Raw genomic sequence first — 15,631 nt, 5'->3', positions numbered from 1 at the left:
TAGGTCGGCCGCGGGCTCCCGCCCTTTTCGAAAGGCGAGTGCCCACGGCCCTCACTGCTTGTCAGTGCCTGGGTTCAGCGCGCGTTGGTCCCGGAGGAGCTGCTCGAGGAGCTGTTGCCGTTGGAGGACTCGCGGGCCTGCTTGTCCGCGGCGTCGGCCTGCTTCTCGACCTTCTCGGCGGCCTGATCCACCAGCTTCTCGGTGTTGGCGCCGGCCTTCTTCACGGCGTCCTCGGCGCGCGCGGCGGCGTCGACTGCCACGTCGGTCACCGGGGCGGCGGCGTCGTCGGCGTGCTTCTTGACCGAGTCGGCCACGGTGGAGACGTACTGCTTGGCGGTCTCTCCGGCCTTGGTCACGGTGTCCTGGACCTTGGGGTCCTTCCAGGTCTCCGCGGCGCTCTTCTTCACGGCGCTGAGGCTCCGCTCGAATTCTGCTTGGCCGCGCTTGCTGCCGATGATGTAGCCGATGGCAATGCCGGCGCCCAGTGTGAACAGTCGCATGGTCAACTCCGTTCTGACGGTGGATGAGTCTCTCGTGTCTTACGAGTCCCTCTAGAACTTAGTCTGCTTTGCAGACCGATGTCACGGCCATGACCCCTGATGGCCCCTGATTTCACCCTGATTCAGCCGACGACGGCGGTGCGCGGGTTCAGCTGGTCCGTCGCGCCGGGCACCGGCTCGGCCGGATCCTGGCCCAGCTCGACGATCCGGTTCTCGCCGTTCACGTGGACCACCTTCGGCTGGTGGGCGGCGAGCTCGGCGGCGTCGAGCATCACATAGGAGATCAGGATGATCAGGTCACCTGGATCCACCAGGTGGGCGGCGGCGCCGTTGATCCCGATGACCCCGGAGCCGCGTGGACCAGCGATGGCGTAGGTCTCCAGCCGAGCGCCGTTGGTGACGTCGACGATCTGGACCTTCTCACCTTCGACGATCCCGGCGGCCTCGAGCAGATCGGTGTCCACGGTGATGGACCCCACGTAGTGCAGGTCCGCGTGGGTCACGGTGGCGCGGTGGATCTTGCCGCCCAGGACGGTCCTCAGCATGCTCGGCTCGCTTTCGACGAAGGAAGTGTTCTCATCACCTGGTCCATTATCCAGCGTCCGAGCCGAGCGCGGTATTCCCCGGCTCGGCACGGCGCTGGGTCAGCGCGGTGACCGCCCGGCTCCCGACCTCCACGAGCCCGCAGCCCAGCACGCTGGAGATCAGCGCGACCGTCAGCAGCTCTGCCGAGGGCATCGCGAAGAGGTGGTACTGCTGGGAGATCGGGACCAGCAGCACCGCCGCGAGGAGCAGGTACATGCTCCCGATCAGCGCCACCCGGGGCCAGGTCAGCGGGCGCAGCGCCACGTTGAGCACCCAGAGCCCCACCGCGGTCAGGCACAGCGTGGCCGCCGTCTGGATCGCCCCCGCGGGCTCGTGCAGGTACCGGCCGAAGGCGCTGACCGTGACCACGGCGAGCACGATCGCGATCGCCGTCGGCAGTGAGAAGTACAGCGAGCGGCGCAGGAATCCCGGGCGGTAGCGCCGCGGATTGGGCATCAGGGCGAGGAAGAACGCCGGAAACCCGATCATCAGGAAGTCCACGGTCGAGAACTGGCGCGGAAGGAACGGGAACTCCCAGAACAGCAGCCCGTAGATCAGCCCGAGCAGGATCGCATAGGCGGTCTTGGACAGGAACAGATGCGCCACCCGCTCGGTGTTGGCGATGACCTTGCGGCCCTGTTCCAGCACCGAGGGAAGCCGGTCGAAGCGCCCGTCCAGCAGCACCATCCGTGACACGGCCTTGGTGGCCGGTGCGCCGTCGCCCATGGCGATCCCCAGGTCGGCCTTCTTCATGGCCAGGGCGTCGTTGACCCCGTCCCCGGTCATCGCCACCACATGCCCGGCCGCCTTCAGCGCCTCCACCATGGTGCGCTTCTGCTCGGGGGAGACTCGGCCGAACACCGAATGGTGCTCCAACACCTCGCGCAGCGCCGCGGGATCCTCGGTGAGCGTGGAGGCATCCACGGCGTCGCCCTCGATGACCATGCCCACCTCGCGGGCCACCGCGGCCGCGGTCTTGGGGGAGTCCCCGGAGATCACCTTCAGTGCGATGTTCTGTTCGCGGAAATACTCCAGCGTGGCGTGGGCCTCGGGGCGCACGTTCTCCTTGAAGGTCAGCAGCGCCACCGGGACGAGTCCACGCGGCAGCCGCTGCCCGCGGCCCAGCGGCCCGGTGCCGCCGGGAAGGATCGGAGCATCCAGGGGCGCATGGGCCAGCAGCATCGTGCGCAGGCCCCGGCTGGAGAGCTCGTCGGTGCGGCGCAGCAGCGCCTCCGTGTGCACCTGCGGATCTGTGGCCTCCCCGCGCAGTATCTCCGGGGCGCCCAGCACCCAGTGCCCGGCCAGGCCGCCCGCGTCCGCGGCGAAGCTCACCGCGGAGAAGCGCCGAGCCGAGGAGAACTGGACCTGGCTGGCCACCCGGTGCCGGGGCAGCGCGCTGTAGGGTGCGCGCAGCGCGGCCGCGGTGGCGTTCGCGCCCTCATCGGCGCCGAAGAAGGCCAGCACCTGCTCCCACTCCCGGGTCCCCTCCAGGGCGGTGGAGTCCGGGTCGCGGCGGGCGGGGTCCGGCAGTCCCCTAGGGCTCAGCGCGGTGGCCTGGTGGAAGGCGATGGTCCCGTCGGTCAGCGTGCCGGTCTTGTCCAGGCAGACCACGTCGACCCGGGCGAGGATCTCCACGGCCGGCTGCTCCTGCAGCAGGACGTTCTCCCGGGAGAGCTTCACGGCGGCCACGGCGAAGGCGATGGTGGTCATCAGAGCCAGCCCCTGCGGGACCATGGCGGTCACCGAGGACACCGCGGTGACCAGCGCGTCCCGCCACTGGCCCGACTCCCAGGCGGCGCTCCAGCCGCCGAAGGCCTGCATCTGACCGTTGAGCACCACCGCGACGATGGGTATCAGCACCAGCGAGAGCCAGAACGCGATCTTCTCCATCGCGCGGCGCAGCTCAGAGTTGATCTTCTGGTAGCGCTTGGCCTCGGTGGCCAGGCGCACCGCATGGGCCCGTTCCCCGACGGCGGTCACCCGGAACCTGCCGGATCCCGCCACCACGGCGGTCCCGGAGAGGAGCCGGTCATCGCGGCGCTTGGCCACAGCATCGGACTCTCCGGTGAGCATCGACTCGTCCACGTCGAGTCCCTCGGAGCGCAGCACCTCGCCGTCGGCGGGGATCTCGTCGCCGCGGCGCAGCTCGACCACGTCGTCGAGCACGATCTGCTCACGGTGGATCTGCAGGAGCATCCCATCGCGCAGCACCCGCACCTCGTCCTGGTGCAGCAGCGCGATGGCATCGAGCTTGCGCTTTGCGCTGTACTCCTGGAAGAGCCCGATGAAGACGTTGGCCACCGCGGCGACGGCGAAGAGCAGGTCCAGCCAGCGTCCCAGCAGGATGATCGCGAGCGCGCAGAGCCCGATGATCAGATTGAACAGCGTCATCAGATGGGTGCGCAGGATGTCGGTGATTGATCGCGAGGTGGTGCGGGGCTGGACGTTCGCGAGGCCCAGCCGGTTCCGTTCCAGCACCTGGACCGAGCTCAGCCCGGCGGCTTCCAGCGTCTTGGGGTCCACTGCAGACCTCGTCTCCGCGGGGTCGCGGATCGCAGTCTTCTGGGCAGCCACAGGGCCAGAGTCTACCGTTAGGGTCAATCGGAGCCGGAGACCGCGACGATCAGCTCGTCGCCGCTGGCGCCGACCGCGATGTTCAGGCCGAAGTCGACCTGGTGGCTCTCCTCGAGCGCGGCGCCGTCGTGGAAGTGCCGCGAGTCGAAGCTGACGGTGGCCGCCATGTCGGTCTCGGCGGTGTCCCAGCCCTCCTCGTCGAAGTCCAGGGTGAGCTCATCCGGCTCGGGCATGCTCCACCGGATGGACTCGGTCACCACCTGGTTGGGGGTGTTGATGCCCATCGGACATCCAGCGGGCATCAGCACCTGTTGGTCGGCGCAGCCGTCCAGGTAGGCCTGGACCTCTTCGTGGAGCATCGCCTGGGCGGCCCCGGAGGCCTCAAGCCCCAGGGTGATCTGGTGGGGCTCTGCGGCCTCGTCCTGCTCGACGTCTGCACCGCTCTCCTGGACCACCACATAGCGTGAGCTGCCGACCAGCCATTCACTGTCCACGGCGATCTCCACCACGGCCGGGACGTAGCTGCGCAGCGTGGCGGAATCCTCCTCGAGGTTCACCGGCTCGCCGTTCACGGTGATCTGCGCGATGCCGCCGGCGGCGGCGCCGGGCACATCGATCTGCAGCCGACTCATTGAGGCCGTTGTGAGCTCCCAGTCCGGGAAGAAGGCCAGCGTGTTCTGTGGCGCGGCCATCGGCAGCCGGGTCTCGAATGGCTCCCCCTCGACCTCGAACTGCATCACCGCTCGGGTCTGCGCTCCGGAGGTCTCTCCGAACCTGGCGTTCTCGATGCCGGCGGTGCTGCGCGCGAGCGCCTCGCCGTCGAGCAGCACGCTGTCCACGGGGTCGGCCTCTGCGGCGTCGAGCGCCGCGGGATCGAAGAACCCCAGCGCCTCGGATCCACTGCCTCGCGTGATCGAGTCCCAGTATTCCTGCGCGGTGTGGCCCGGGGTGTAGATCTTCTCGCTGACCTGCCAGATCGCCACGCCGCCGACCGCCAGCGCCATGACCAGCGCGGCCGCCCAGGCCACCAGCAGCCCGCGGTGGGAGGGCCGGTGTTCGGCCGCCTCCGGTGGGGGCGGCGGGGCGGAGTGAGGGGCCTGCGACATAGGGATCAGCGTAGCAATGACCGGTCGGTGTGCCGGGCGGTTCAACCCAGGAGCGCCGCGACCAGCACTACGGTGGGGATCGCCGCGATGGTGGTCAGCAGCACCGTGTCGCGGGCGATGACCTCACCGGCCTGATAGCGCACGGCCGTGACCAGGACATTCTGTGCCGTGGGCAGGGCTGCCATGACCACGGCGACCAGCACCTGATGGTCCTCGAGTCCGAAGACGAAGGCCGCGAGCACCCAGGCGAGCAGCGGATGCAGGACCAGTTTCAGGGCGGCGGCGAGGAACACGTCACGACGCCGACCGGTGGCCCGATCCAGCGGCCGGCTGCCCACCAGGGAGAGTCCGAAGGCCAGCAGCATCAGCGGGATCGAGGCGCCGGCGAGCAGCTCGATGGCTTCCTGCACCGGGGCGGGGAAGCGCAGTCCCTGCCAGGAGAAGATCAATCCCAGCCCGGCCCCGATGATCATCGGGTTCACCGCCGACTGCCCGATGCTGCGCACCGCCGAGATCCGCGGCCGCGGCCGCACCTTCGTCGTCCTTCCCTGATCGCGGGTGAGCAGGTCCAGCGCGGTGACGTAGATGGGCGTGTAGATCGCCAGCTGGAACATGATGATCGGTGCGGCGAGCGCGACGTCGCCGAGCACATAGGCCGCGATCGGGAAGCCGAGGTTCGCGCCGTTGACCAGCGAGCCGCTCATCCCGCCGATCATCAGATCGGAGCCCGCGCGCCCCTTGAGCAGCAGGAAGCGTCCGATCAGGATGAACACGACCAGGGTCAGCAGCGCCCCGATGGTCGCGATCACGAACTGCGGGCCCAGCACCTCGCGCAGCGAGGACTCGGAGATGGTGACGAAGAGCAGGCAGGGGGAGGCGACGAAGAACGCGACCCGGCTCATCACCACGCGCGCGTCGGGACCCAGCACCCGGAACCTGCCGATGATCCAGCCGACCCCGATGATCAGCCAGATGATGGTGAAGCCGGAGAGGACCGCGCCCATGTCGCTCCTCCCGGCTCCTGCAGCAGATTCAGCTCATCACTCTAGCCCGGTCCGGGGTGAGCTCGGCGCTGCCGCTCAGCGGAGGTCAGCTCATTGCTGGGCTTCGGCGTCCTCGGCGGGGCTGATGAAGTCGGTGCGGATCCGCTCCACACCTTCCGCGGAGATCTGGAACCCATGCTCCTGGCCGGCGTCGATCATGATGCCGGCGCCGGTGATGGACTGCACGATCGCGACCCCGGGGGCCTCCACGGCATGCGGAGCGTGCTCCTTGTAGTCATCCGGGATGTTCTCGGTGGTGCTGAACAGCGCGATCAGCGGGTTGCCCTCGTTGTCCTGCAGCGTGAGCGGGTTCACCGAACCGGTCTCATCGCTGACCTCCTCGGGGCTGAGGAAGAAGACGCTGCTGGTCAGGAAGGCACGGATGATCTCGCCGGCCTCCGCCTTGCCGTCCCGGCCCTGGATCAGGACCTGCTCGAGCGTGACGGCGGTGCCGGCCTGCTCGACGGTGGTCTCGGCGGCGGGAGTCTGTTCTGGCTGAGTATTGGGTGTCTCGGTCATGCCTCTACGCGATCACGGACGCGCACAGAATGCAATGCGAGCAGGCCCACCTCGTCTCCGATCGTCTCCGACGGCGCGACGCTGGGGTATTTTGGGCGGGTGCTGCTATCTGATCGAGACATCCGAGCCGAGATCGACGCCGAGCGGATCAAGCTGGACCCGCTGGAGCTCTCGATGATCCAACCCTCAAGCGTGGACGTCCGCCTGGAGCGGATGTTCCGGTTGTTCGACAACCACAAATACGCTCACATCGACCCCGCGGCGGACCAGCCGGAGCTGACTCGCCTGGTGGAGGTGGATCCCGAGGAGCCCTTCATCCTGCACCCCGGGGAGTTCGTGCTCGGCGCCACCTACGAGTCGGTCACCCTGCCCGAGGACGTCGCGGCCCGCCTGGAGGGCAAGAGCTCGCTGGGTCGGCTGGGACTGCTGACCCACTCCACCGCCGGGTTCATCGACCCCGGCTTCTCCGGACAGGTCACTCTTGAGCTCTCCAACATGGCCACGCTGCCGATCAAGCTGTGGCCCGGGTCCAAGATCGGCCAGCTCTGCTTCTTCCAGCTGAGCTCTCCCGCCGAGCACGGCTACGGCTCCGGTGCGCACCAGTCTCGCTACCAGGGCCAGCGTGGGCCCACGGCCTCGCGCAGCCACGAGAACTTCCACCGCACGATCATCAGGTAGCCCGCCTGCGGCGCTCAGCCGCCGCCGCGCACCCGGTGCTCACGCATCTTCGCCGGACCGGTGGGATTGTGCACCAGCGTCAGGGTGGCCAGTCCGATGCTCAGGATCACCACCACGCCGAGGATGATCGCCTTATCGCTGCCGCCGGCGCTGAACAGCAGCAGCGCGATCAGCCCCGGGGTCAGGAAGGACACGCTGCGGCCGGCCGTGGCGTAGAGCCCGAAGAGCTCCCCGGCGCGGCTCGGCGGAGCCAGCCGGGCCAGGAAGGCCCGCGAGGAGGACTGGGCCGGGCCCACGAAAAGGCAGAGCATCAGCCCGAAGACCCAGAAGGCGCTCGTCGGGGTGATCACGAAGCCGCCGAGGCTGCGCTCCACGTCGAGGAAGTACAGGATGCCGGCGGTGATGATCAGCGCGGTCACACAGGTGGCGATCACCCGGCGCGGACCGACCCGGTCGTCGAACCAGCCTCCGATGAACGCGCCCAACGCAGCCGCCACGTTCCCGGCGATGCCGAAGAGCAGGATGTCGGAGGTGGTGAACCCGAAGACCGTGACGCCGAGAATCGCGCCGTAGGTGAACACCGCAGAGAGCCCGTCGCGGTAGACCGCCGAGGAGACCAGGAACCAGAAGGTGTTCCGGTCCTCGCGCCAGAGCCCCACCACCAGCCCGATCAGCCGGCGGTAGGACTCCAGGATGCTGACCCGGTCCTGCACCACCTCCTGATCGGCGGTCTTCAGCGGCGTCAGCAGCAGCGGCAGCGAGAAGATCAGGAACCAGGCGGCCGCCACCAGCGCCACCGCCCGGACATTGATCATCTCGTCCTCGCCCAGCCCGAACAGGTGCGGTGGCTCCCCGGCGACCAGCCCGAAGTAGACGATGGCCAGGATCGCGATGCCGCCCAGATACCCGGAGCCCCAGCCGATGCCTGAGACCCGGCCCATCCGCGGGGAGTCTGCGATATCGGTGATCATCGAGTTGTAGTTCAGGTTCGCGAACTCGTCGAAGAGCGTCATCGTGGCCATCAGCGTCACCCCCAGGACCAGGTAGGCCTGGTCCGGCTTCACGAAGAAGCAGGCGGCGACCAGCGCGATCACGATCAGCGTGTTGAGGGCGAGCCAGCGACGTCGTCGGCCGCCGTTGTCCGCGCGCTGCCCGATCACCGGCGCGGTGAGCGCGATGATCAGCCCGGCGATGGTGTTCGCGGTGGTCAGATACTGTGTGCCCTGCCCGCCGGGCCCGACCGCGTCAGCGATGTAGGTGCCGAACACGAAGGTGACCATCACCGCGCTCACGGTGGCGTTGCCCCAGCTCCACAGGCTCCAGACCGCGATGAGCCGCTTCTTCAACGGCTCAAGGACGGTGCCCGCCGCGGGCTCAGTGGTGCTCATTGCGGCATAGTAACCCTGGTTTGTTAACATTGAGGGGATTCCCGCCGCAGAACCTGGATCCAGGAACTCGCCGTTGGGCGCGCGAGGCACGGCTGACTGGAGAGGAGCGGGGTACATGATCATTGGGATGCTGGCTGTGCTGTTCGCCCTCAGCATCCTGACCCCCTTCCTGTACCACCGGTTCGGCCGGCGCACCTTCTTCTTCCTCGCCGCAGTCCTGGCGGTGGCGATGGTCGCGATCCTCAGCTACGTGCCCGCGGTGCTGGAGGCCGATCAGGCGGCCGGCATCGGGGAGCCCAACGCGCCACCGGCCGAGGTGATCGAGTGGATCCCGCAGTTCGGCGTGGAGCTCGCGTTCCGTATCGACGCCCTGGCGCTGGCCATGTCGGTGCTGATCCTCGGCGTCGGCGCCCTGGTGATGCTCTACTGTGCGCGCTATTTCTCCGCCTCCGAGCGCGCCGCAGGTCCCTTCGCCGCGGAGCTCTTCGCCTTCGCCGCCTCGATGCTGGGCCTGGTGCTCGCCGATGACCTGGTGATGCTCTTCGTGTTCTGGGAGCTCACCACGATCCTGTCCTTCCTGCTGATCGGTTTCTCCGCGCACCGGATCTACGCCCGCCGCTCCGCGATCCAGGCGCTGCTGGTGACCACCTTCGGCGGCCTGGCGATGCTGGTGGGCCTGCTCTGGCTCGGCCAGCTCGCCGGCAGCTACCGGCTCTCCGAGATCCTCGCCGCCGCCCCGGAACTGGTCTCGGACCCGGCCACGGCGACCGCCGTGGACATCGCGGCGGTGTTGGTCCTGCTCGGTGCCCTCTCGAAATCCGCGCTGGTCCCGTTCCACTTCTGGCTTCCGGCCGCGATGGCCGCGCCGACCCCGGTCTCGGCCTATCTGCACGCCGCCGCGATGGTCAAGGCCGGGGTCTACCTGGTGGCCCGGTTCGCTCCGGGCTTCCACGAGACCAGCTTCTGGCTGCCGCTGGTGCTCGGGCTCGGGCTGCTGACCATGCTGGTCGGCGCCTGGCGGGCGCTGCGCCAGACCGATATCAAGCTGGTGCTCGCCTACGGCACGGTCTCCCAGCTGGGCTTCCTGATCATGGTCAACGGGCTGGGCACCGAGGACGCGGCGCTCGCCGGCCTGACGATGCTGCTGGCCCACGGGCTGTTCAAGGCGGCGCTGTTCATGGTCGTTGGGATCATCGACCACCAGTCCGGCACCCGTGACCTGCGTAAGCTCTCCGGGCTGGCGCGCACCCAGCGTCCGCTGTTCATCGTCGCGCTGATCAGCACCGCCTCGATGGCCGGACTGCCACCGCTCTTCGGCTTCGTGGCCAAGGAGGTCGTCTTCGAGTCCTTCTTCGGCTACGCCGAGGCCAGCGGTGAAGGTTCGCTGCTGATCTGGGGCTGGCTGGTGCTGGCTGGCGTGGTGCTGGGCTCCGCGCTCACCGTGGCCTACTCTGCCCGGTTCCTCTGGGGTGCCTTCGCCACCAAGCGGGAGGCCTCCGGGACCGCGGTGGCGCCGATCGTGTTCAAGGGCCCGGTGCCTCGGGTCTTCCTGGCCGCACCCATGATCTTGGCGACGATCACGGTGGGGCTGGCGCTGTTCCCCCAGCCGGTTCAGGCGCTGGTGGAACCCTGGGCCACCTTGTTCGCCCCGGTGGTTCCCGAGGTCGAACCGACCTATCTCGCGCTCTGGCACGGGTTGACCCCGGTGCTCGGGCTCTCCGCGCTGACCTGGGTGCTCGGCTACCTGCTCTTCCGAGCCCGGGAGCCCTTCGCTCGCGTGCAGGCCAAGGTGCCACCGGTGCTCGACGCCGAGCGCGGCTACCGGGCCTCGGTCCGCGGGGTCGACATGCTCTCCTCCTGGGTCACCGCGCGGACCCAGCGCGGCGCGCTGGGCTGGTACCTGTTCATCATCCTCGCCGTGGCGACCGTGGTCCCGCTGAGCGTGGTGATCTTCGGCGCCCCCGGAGGCGCCGGGGTGACCGACCGGTGGATGGTGGACTCCTTCATCATCGCCGAACAGCCGCTGCAGGTGGTGCTGGCCCTGATCATCCTGGCCGGCGCCTCCGGCGCGATCTGGGCGCCCAAGCGCTTCATGGCGGTGCTGATGGTCTCACTCTGCGGCTGGGGCATCGCCGGGATCTTCGCGCTGCAGGGCGCCCCCGACCTGGCGCTGACCCTGCTGCTGGTGGAGTCCATCGTGTTGGTGGTCTTCGTCCTGGCGCTGCGCAGCCTCCCGGCGGGGATCTGGACCCAGAGCCCCACCCGATTCAAGTTCGGCCGCGCGGCCCTGGGCATCGGCTTCGGCGTGGTCATGATGGCCGTCGCGGCGATGTCCATGAACTCCCGCTCCGCCGTCCCGGTGTCCATGGAGTATCCATGGATGGCCTATGAGGTCGGTCAGGGCGCGAACATCGTCAACGTCACCCTGGTGGATATCCGGGTCTGGGACACCTTTGGAGAGATCACCGTGCTCGCGGCCGCAGCCACCGGCATCGCCTCACTGATCTTCGTGAAGCGCCGCGACGTGCAGCGCCGAGAGCTGCACGAGGTCCCCAGCGGCACCGTGGGACGGGTGCTATCGGACAAGGCGCTCTCCCCGCGGCAGGTCCGCGAGATCCAGGTCGCCAGGTCATTCGCCACAGTGGCCCGCGAGGCCTGGCTGGTGGCCGGGCGCACCGTCGCTCCGGAGCACCGCAGCATCGTCTTCGAGGTGATCACCCGGCTGATGTTCCACGGCATCATCATGATCTCGCTCTACCTGCTGCTTGCCGGACACAACCTGCCGGGCGGCGGCTTCGCCGGCGGGCTGCTGGCGGGACTTGCCTTCGTGCTGCGCTACCTGGCGGGCGGGCGCTACGAGCTCGAGGCTGCGATCCCGTTCTCCGCCGGCGCCCTGATGGGATGGGGCCTGGCCATCGCCTGCTTCACCGGGCTGGCCCCGATGATCGCCGGCGGGCAGGCCTTCCAGTCCTTCGACTTCTACCTCACCCTGCCGATCTTCGGTGAGCACCACTTCGTCTCCGCGATCCTCTTCGACGTCGGGGTCTACCTGGTGGTCATCGGCCTGATCGTGGACATCCTGCGCAGCCTCGGCTCGGAGATCGACGTGCGCAGCGAACGTGAGGGCCAGCGCGCTTCCACCACCGCCCACGGCATCCACGGTGAGACCTCCGCGGGGGTGGCACGATGACCGTGAACCTGACCCTGCTGGTCCTCATGGGTACGCTCTTCGCCATCGGCATCTACCTGCTGCTGGAGCGTTCGCTGACCCGGGTGCTGCTCGGCATCATCCTGATCTCCAACGGCGTGAACCTGCTGCTGCTGCACACCGCAGGACGCGCCGGCCTCGCCCCGATCTACGATCCCGACATCGGCGCCCAGGAATACCTCGACCCATTGCCGCAGGCGCTGCTGCTCACCGCCATCGTGATCGCCTTCGCACTGGTCAGCTTCATGCTGGCGCTGATCTACCGCTCCTGGGTGCTCGCCCGGCAGGACGAGCTCGCCGATGACGAGGAAGACCGCCGGGTCGCCTCCTACGCGAAGGTCCACGACACCGAGGAGGACGCCGAGCTGGCCACCGAGACCACCGAGTTCGCCGATGACACCGACTCTTCGGGTCCTCAGCTGCTGAACCCGCGCCGCGGCTCAGACGCCGAGGACGTGGCCGGAGCGGTGGAGGAGACGCATCCGGATCATCGCGATGTCACCATCGGAGCCGGGCGTGCCGACGGACCGCCCCACCGGGAGATCTCCGATGCCGACCCCACCGAGGATCCCGAGGATGGCCCAGACCCGAGTGAAGGAGGCCAGCGCCGATGAACGCCGAGCTGCTCAACTTCACCCCGCTGGCCGTGCTGATCCCGTTCTTCGGGGCCGGCTTCGCTTTCGCGTTCTACCGCAACAAGTCAGCCCAGCGGGCGATCACCATCGGTGCACTCGTGCTCACCGTGATCCTCGAGGTCACGCTGCTCAGCCAGGTCTGGGACGGTGGCGCCCACGCGATCCACCTCGGGGGCTGGCCGGCACCGTTCGGGATCGTGATGGTGATCGACCGGTTCTCGGCGCTGATGCTGCTGGTCTCCTCGATCATCACCCTGTGCGTGCTGCTCTACGCGGTGGGCCAGGGTGCGGCCGAAGAGAAGGACGATTCCGGTCCGGTCTCAATCTTCTATCCCACCTACCTGATCCTGGTCGCCGGGGTCTCCAACGCCTTCCTCGCCGGGGACCTGTTCAACCTCTACGTGGGCTTCGAGATCTTCCTGACCGCCTCCTATGTGCTGCTGACCCTGGGCGGGGGAGAGTCCCGGATCCGGGCGGGCGTCACCTACGTGGTGGTCTCGATCGTCTCCTCGATGCTCTTCCTGATCACGATCGGGATGATCTACGCCGCCACGGGCACGGTGAACCTGGCCGATCTCGCGCTGCGCCTCGCAGATCTTGATCCCAGCACCCAGCTGACCCTGCACGTGATGCTGCTGGTGGCCTTCGGGATCAAGGCGGCGGTCTTCCCGCTGGCCTTCTGGCTGCCGGACTCCTACCCCACGGCGCCGGCGCCGGTCACCGCGGTGTTCGCCGGGCTGCTCACCAAGGTCGGGATCTACGCGATGATCCGCACCGAGACGCTGCTCTTTCCGGGGGAGCGGATCAACACCGCGCTGATGATCGTCGCGGCGCTGACCATGATCGTGGGCATCCTCGGCGCGCTGGCGCAGGCGGACATCAAGCGGATGCTCTCCTTCACCCTGATCAGCCACATCGGCTACCTGGTCTTCGGCCTCGCGCTGAGCTCGATCATCGGCATGGCCGCCACCATCTACTACGTGGCCCACCACATCACCATCCAGACCACCCTATTCCTGGTCACCGGACTCATCGAACGCAGGTCCGGGACCTCGAACGTGCTGCGCCTGGGTGGTCTGGCGAAGATCTCCCCGGTGCTGGGACTGCTGTTCTTCATCCCCGCGATGAACCTCGCCGGGATTCCGCCGTTCTCCGGATTCGTCGGCAAGCTGGGCATGATGCAGGGCGGCATCGCGGAGAACACCTGGATCACCTGGACCCTGGTGATCGCCTCGGTGCTGACCTCGCTGTTGACCCTGATGGCAGTGGCACGGATCTGGACCCGTGGCTTCTGGCGCAAGCCCGAGGACGCCGATGAGACTCCCGAGCGGCAGCTGATGTCCAAGACCCTGGCCCACTCGCGTGCGGCCAACAAGCGCTACCTGCCGATGTCCATGGTGGCTCCCACCGCGGCGCTGGTCGCGATGTCTCTGGCGTTCAGCGTCTTCGCCGGCCCGCTGATGGACTTCTCCCGGGCCGCCGCGCAGGACATGTACGAGCGCACCCCCTACCTGGAGGCGGTCTTCGGGCCCGAGCGCACCGAGGGCGTCCGCGATGAGCTCGAGGAGTTCGCGGCCACCTTCCTGATCGACTATGAGCTCGACGACGACGGCGCGGCCGAGCATGCTCCGGTGGAGACCTCGCTGCAGCCCGACGACGAGGACGCCGAGGTCCTCCCGGAGATCACGGACGGGGATGATCGATGATGAAGAGGCCCAAGACTCCGCTGAAGCTGGAGCTGCCGCTGATCGCCTTCCTGGGCTTCTTCTGGATGGCCATCTGGCAGGACTTCACGCTGGGCACGTTCATCATCGGCGCGGTCTACGCCACGATCATCGTGCGGGTGTTCTATCTGCCGCCGCTGCGCGGCAGCGGACGGCTCAACCCGCTGTGGGGGCTCGTCTTCGCGCTGCGCTTCCTGGTCAAGATGGTCGCCGCCTCCTTCCAGGTCTCCTGGATCGCCGTCGTGGTCGGTCCGAAGGTGCGCAACTCGATCATCTCGATCCAGCTGCGCAGCCATGACGACCTGATCGTCACGCTCACCGGGCATGCGCTCGCGCTCGTGCCGGGCTCCCTGGTCCTCGACGTGGACCGTACGACGGCGACGCTGTACCTCCACACGCTGGACGTCGACTCCGACGACGACGCCGAGGAGATCCGCCAGGATGCGTTGAAGACCGAGGCGCTGATCATCATGACCTGCGGCAACCGCTCCGATGTCGCAGTGGTCAGGGCCGAGAAGCGCCTGGGCCGGATGTCAGGCTTCTCCAAGACCGAGCGCGATGCGCCGTTCACACACCGCGGAGACGGTCCCAGCGAAGCAGCACGGGACGCCGAACGCGCAGCCGGTCGCGTCGATGAAGGCGCCGGCTCGGCCGATTCCGCGGAGCGGGTCACGATCGAGGAGGTGGAGCACTGATGCTGGACATCGCCGTGCAGATCACCCAGGTGCTGCTCGCCGTCGGCGCCATCGGCAGCGTCTACCGGATCTATAAGGGCCCCTCGGTGCTGGACCGGGTGATCAGCCTCGACGTGATGCTGATCATCGTGGCCTCGATGATGATCGTGGAGATGGTGGTCAACGATCACCAGGACTTCATCATGTTCGTGGTGATCACGGCCGTGATCGGGTTCCTCGGCGCCGTGGCCATCGCCCGCTATGTGGTCGTGCGCTCTCCTGAAGAGGTCGCGGGCGAGACCTCGGAGCAAGACCCCTACCCGGGGCCACCGGTGGCTCCGGCGATCCCCCGCGCAGGCTCGGAGAGCGAGCCTGAGGCCCCGCAGGACCCCGTGAGCACCCCGAGGATGCCAGGACTGGAGGTGGAGGAGGGAGAGGACGAGTCCACCTCCTGGTTCTCCGCCCTGGCCCGCTCCGGGTTCACCCCGCGCCGGAATGAGGATCAAACCAAGGGCCCCGCTCCCGCGCCGAGCGCAGGCCCCGAGGCTGACGCCGAGGGTGCGCCTGGTCCGTCCAGACAGCAGGAGGGCCGTGATGATTGAGTCTCTCGACGCAGATCTGATCCTCGACGCCGTGGCCTCGGTGCTCCTGGTGATCGGCGGTCTGATGTCCCTGGCCGCCGGCGTCGGCCTGGTCCGGCTGCCCGATCTGCACTCGCGGATGCATGCCGCGACCAAGCCCCAGGTGCTGGGTCTGCTCTCGCTGCTGCTGGCCGCGGCGATCACCTGGCGGTCCTGGGAATGGGTGGCCATCGTGCTGCTCGCCTGGGGCCTGCAGCTGCTCACCGCCCCGGTCAGCGCCCACGTGGTCGGGCGCTCGGGCTACCGGACCAAGCACATGCGCCGCGATCTGCTGACCCACGATGAGCTCGCCAGCGCGGTGGAGCGGATCAGCCGGGACATCCCGCCCTCCCGGGGCTGAGCCGCCCGTTGCTCCC

Annotated in this window: 14 protein-coding genes; 7 read left to right on the top strand and 7 right to left on the bottom strand. The window is 68.2% G+C overall.

Going from position 1 to position 15,631, the window contains the following annotated elements:
* Positions 1 to 74 precede the first annotated feature (74 nt).
* From EV640_RS01805 to EV640_RS01780, 6 genes are all read right to left on the bottom strand, one after another.
* On the bottom strand, positions 75 to 500 hold the full coding sequence (locus EV640_RS01805; RefSeq protein ID WP_133725608.1) for a hypothetical protein: 426 nt from the start codon (positions 498 to 500) through the stop codon (positions 75 to 77).
* 122 nt (positions 501 to 622) lie between these two features.
* Entirely contained in the window at positions 623 to 1,045 is a 423-nt protein-coding gene (gene panD / locus EV640_RS01800) for an aspartate 1-decarboxylase (protein WP_036474548.1), read from the bottom strand.
* 46 nt (positions 1,046 to 1,091) lie between these two features.
* Positions 1,092 to 3,659, bottom strand: coding sequence for an HAD-IC family P-type ATPase (locus EV640_RS01795; RefSeq protein ID WP_051500985.1), 2,568 nt, complete (start codon positions 3,657 to 3,659; stop codon positions 1,092 to 1,094).
* Between the two features lie 23 nt (positions 3,660 to 3,682).
* Positions 3,683 to 4,765, bottom strand: coding sequence for a hypothetical protein (locus tag EV640_RS01790; RefSeq protein WP_133725607.1), 1,083 nt, complete (start codon positions 4,763 to 4,765; stop codon positions 3,683 to 3,685).
* Between the two features lie 41 nt (positions 4,766 to 4,806).
* Positions 4,807 to 5,769 carry an AEC family transporter gene (locus EV640_RS01785; protein ID WP_036474546.1) on the bottom strand — a complete coding sequence of 321 codons (963 nt, stop codon included), beginning with the start codon at positions 5,767 to 5,769 and terminating at the stop codon, positions 4,807 to 4,809.
* Positions 5,770 to 5,859: 90 nt separating this feature from the next.
* Positions 5,860 to 6,327 carry an SseB family protein gene (locus EV640_RS01780; RefSeq protein ID WP_133725606.1) on the bottom strand — a complete coding sequence of 156 codons (468 nt, stop codon included), beginning with the start codon at positions 6,325 to 6,327 and terminating at the stop codon, positions 5,860 to 5,862.
* A gap of 99 nt (positions 6,328 to 6,426) precedes the next feature.
* Between EV640_RS01780 and dcd the strand changes: the two genes are divergently transcribed.
* Positions 6,427 to 7,005 carry a dCTP deaminase gene (gene dcd / locus EV640_RS01775; RefSeq protein WP_036474542.1) on the top strand — a complete coding sequence of 193 codons (579 nt, stop codon included), beginning with the start codon at positions 6,427 to 6,429 and terminating at the stop codon, positions 7,003 to 7,005.
* 14 nt (positions 7,006 to 7,019) lie between these two features.
* On the opposite strand, the gene EV640_RS01770 is transcribed toward dcd, so the two are convergent.
* Positions 7,020 to 8,393: an MFS transporter gene (locus EV640_RS01770; RefSeq protein ID WP_051500984.1), complete on the bottom strand. Its 1,374-nt coding sequence runs from the start codon at positions 8,391 to 8,393 to the stop codon at positions 7,020 to 7,022.
* Positions 8,394 to 8,508: 115 nt separating this feature from the next.
* Here EV640_RS01770 and EV640_RS01765 point away from each other — a divergent pair, with 115 nt between their 5' ends.
* Genes EV640_RS01765 through mnhG form a run of 6 tightly spaced genes read left to right on the top strand, consistent with a single transcriptional unit; the run spans position 8,509 to position 15,615 of the window.
* Complete coding sequence (locus EV640_RS01765; protein WP_243832190.1) at positions 8,509 to 11,583, top strand: Na+/H+ antiporter subunit A; 3,075 nt, start codon at positions 8,509 to 8,511, stop codon at positions 11,581 to 11,583.
* A complete protein-coding gene (locus tag EV640_RS01760) occupies positions 11,580 to 12,215 on the top strand; it encodes a Na(+)/H(+) antiporter subunit C (protein WP_133725605.1) in 636 nt (211 codons plus the stop codon). Before EV640_RS01765 ends, EV640_RS01760 begins: the two co-directional genes overlap by 4 nt.
* On the top strand, positions 12,212 to 13,942 hold the full coding sequence (locus EV640_RS01755) for a Na+/H+ antiporter subunit D (RefSeq protein WP_133725604.1): 1,731 nt from the start codon (positions 12,212 to 12,214) through the stop codon (positions 13,940 to 13,942). Before EV640_RS01760 ends, EV640_RS01755 begins: the two co-directional genes overlap by 4 nt.
* Positions 13,939 to 14,655, top strand: coding sequence for a Na+/H+ antiporter subunit E (locus tag EV640_RS01750; protein WP_243832189.1), 717 nt, complete (start codon positions 13,939 to 13,941; stop codon positions 14,653 to 14,655). Before EV640_RS01755 ends, EV640_RS01750 begins: the two co-directional genes overlap by 4 nt.
* The gene (locus EV640_RS13785) at positions 14,655 to 15,236 is read left to right on the top strand and encodes an MrpF/PhaF family protein (protein ID WP_133725603.1); all 582 of its coding nucleotides are present in this window, start codon (positions 14,655 to 14,657) and stop codon (positions 15,234 to 15,236) included. The genes EV640_RS01750 and EV640_RS13785 overlap by 1 nt, the downstream gene beginning before the upstream one ends.
* Positions 15,229 to 15,615 carry a monovalent cation/H(+) antiporter subunit G gene (gene mnhG, locus EV640_RS01740; protein WP_036474540.1) on the top strand — a complete coding sequence of 129 codons (387 nt, stop codon included), beginning with the start codon at positions 15,229 to 15,231 and terminating at the stop codon, positions 15,613 to 15,615. Before EV640_RS13785 ends, mnhG begins: the two co-directional genes overlap by 8 nt.
* Positions 15,616 to 15,631 lie beyond the last annotated feature (16 nt).

Source organism: Nesterenkonia aurantiaca (assembly GCF_004364585.1).
In the GTDB taxonomy this organism is placed as follows: Bacteria; Actinomycetota; Actinomycetes; order Actinomycetales; family Micrococcaceae; genus Nesterenkonia; species Nesterenkonia aurantiaca.
This window is presented reverse-complemented; position numbering and strand designations above follow the sequence as displayed.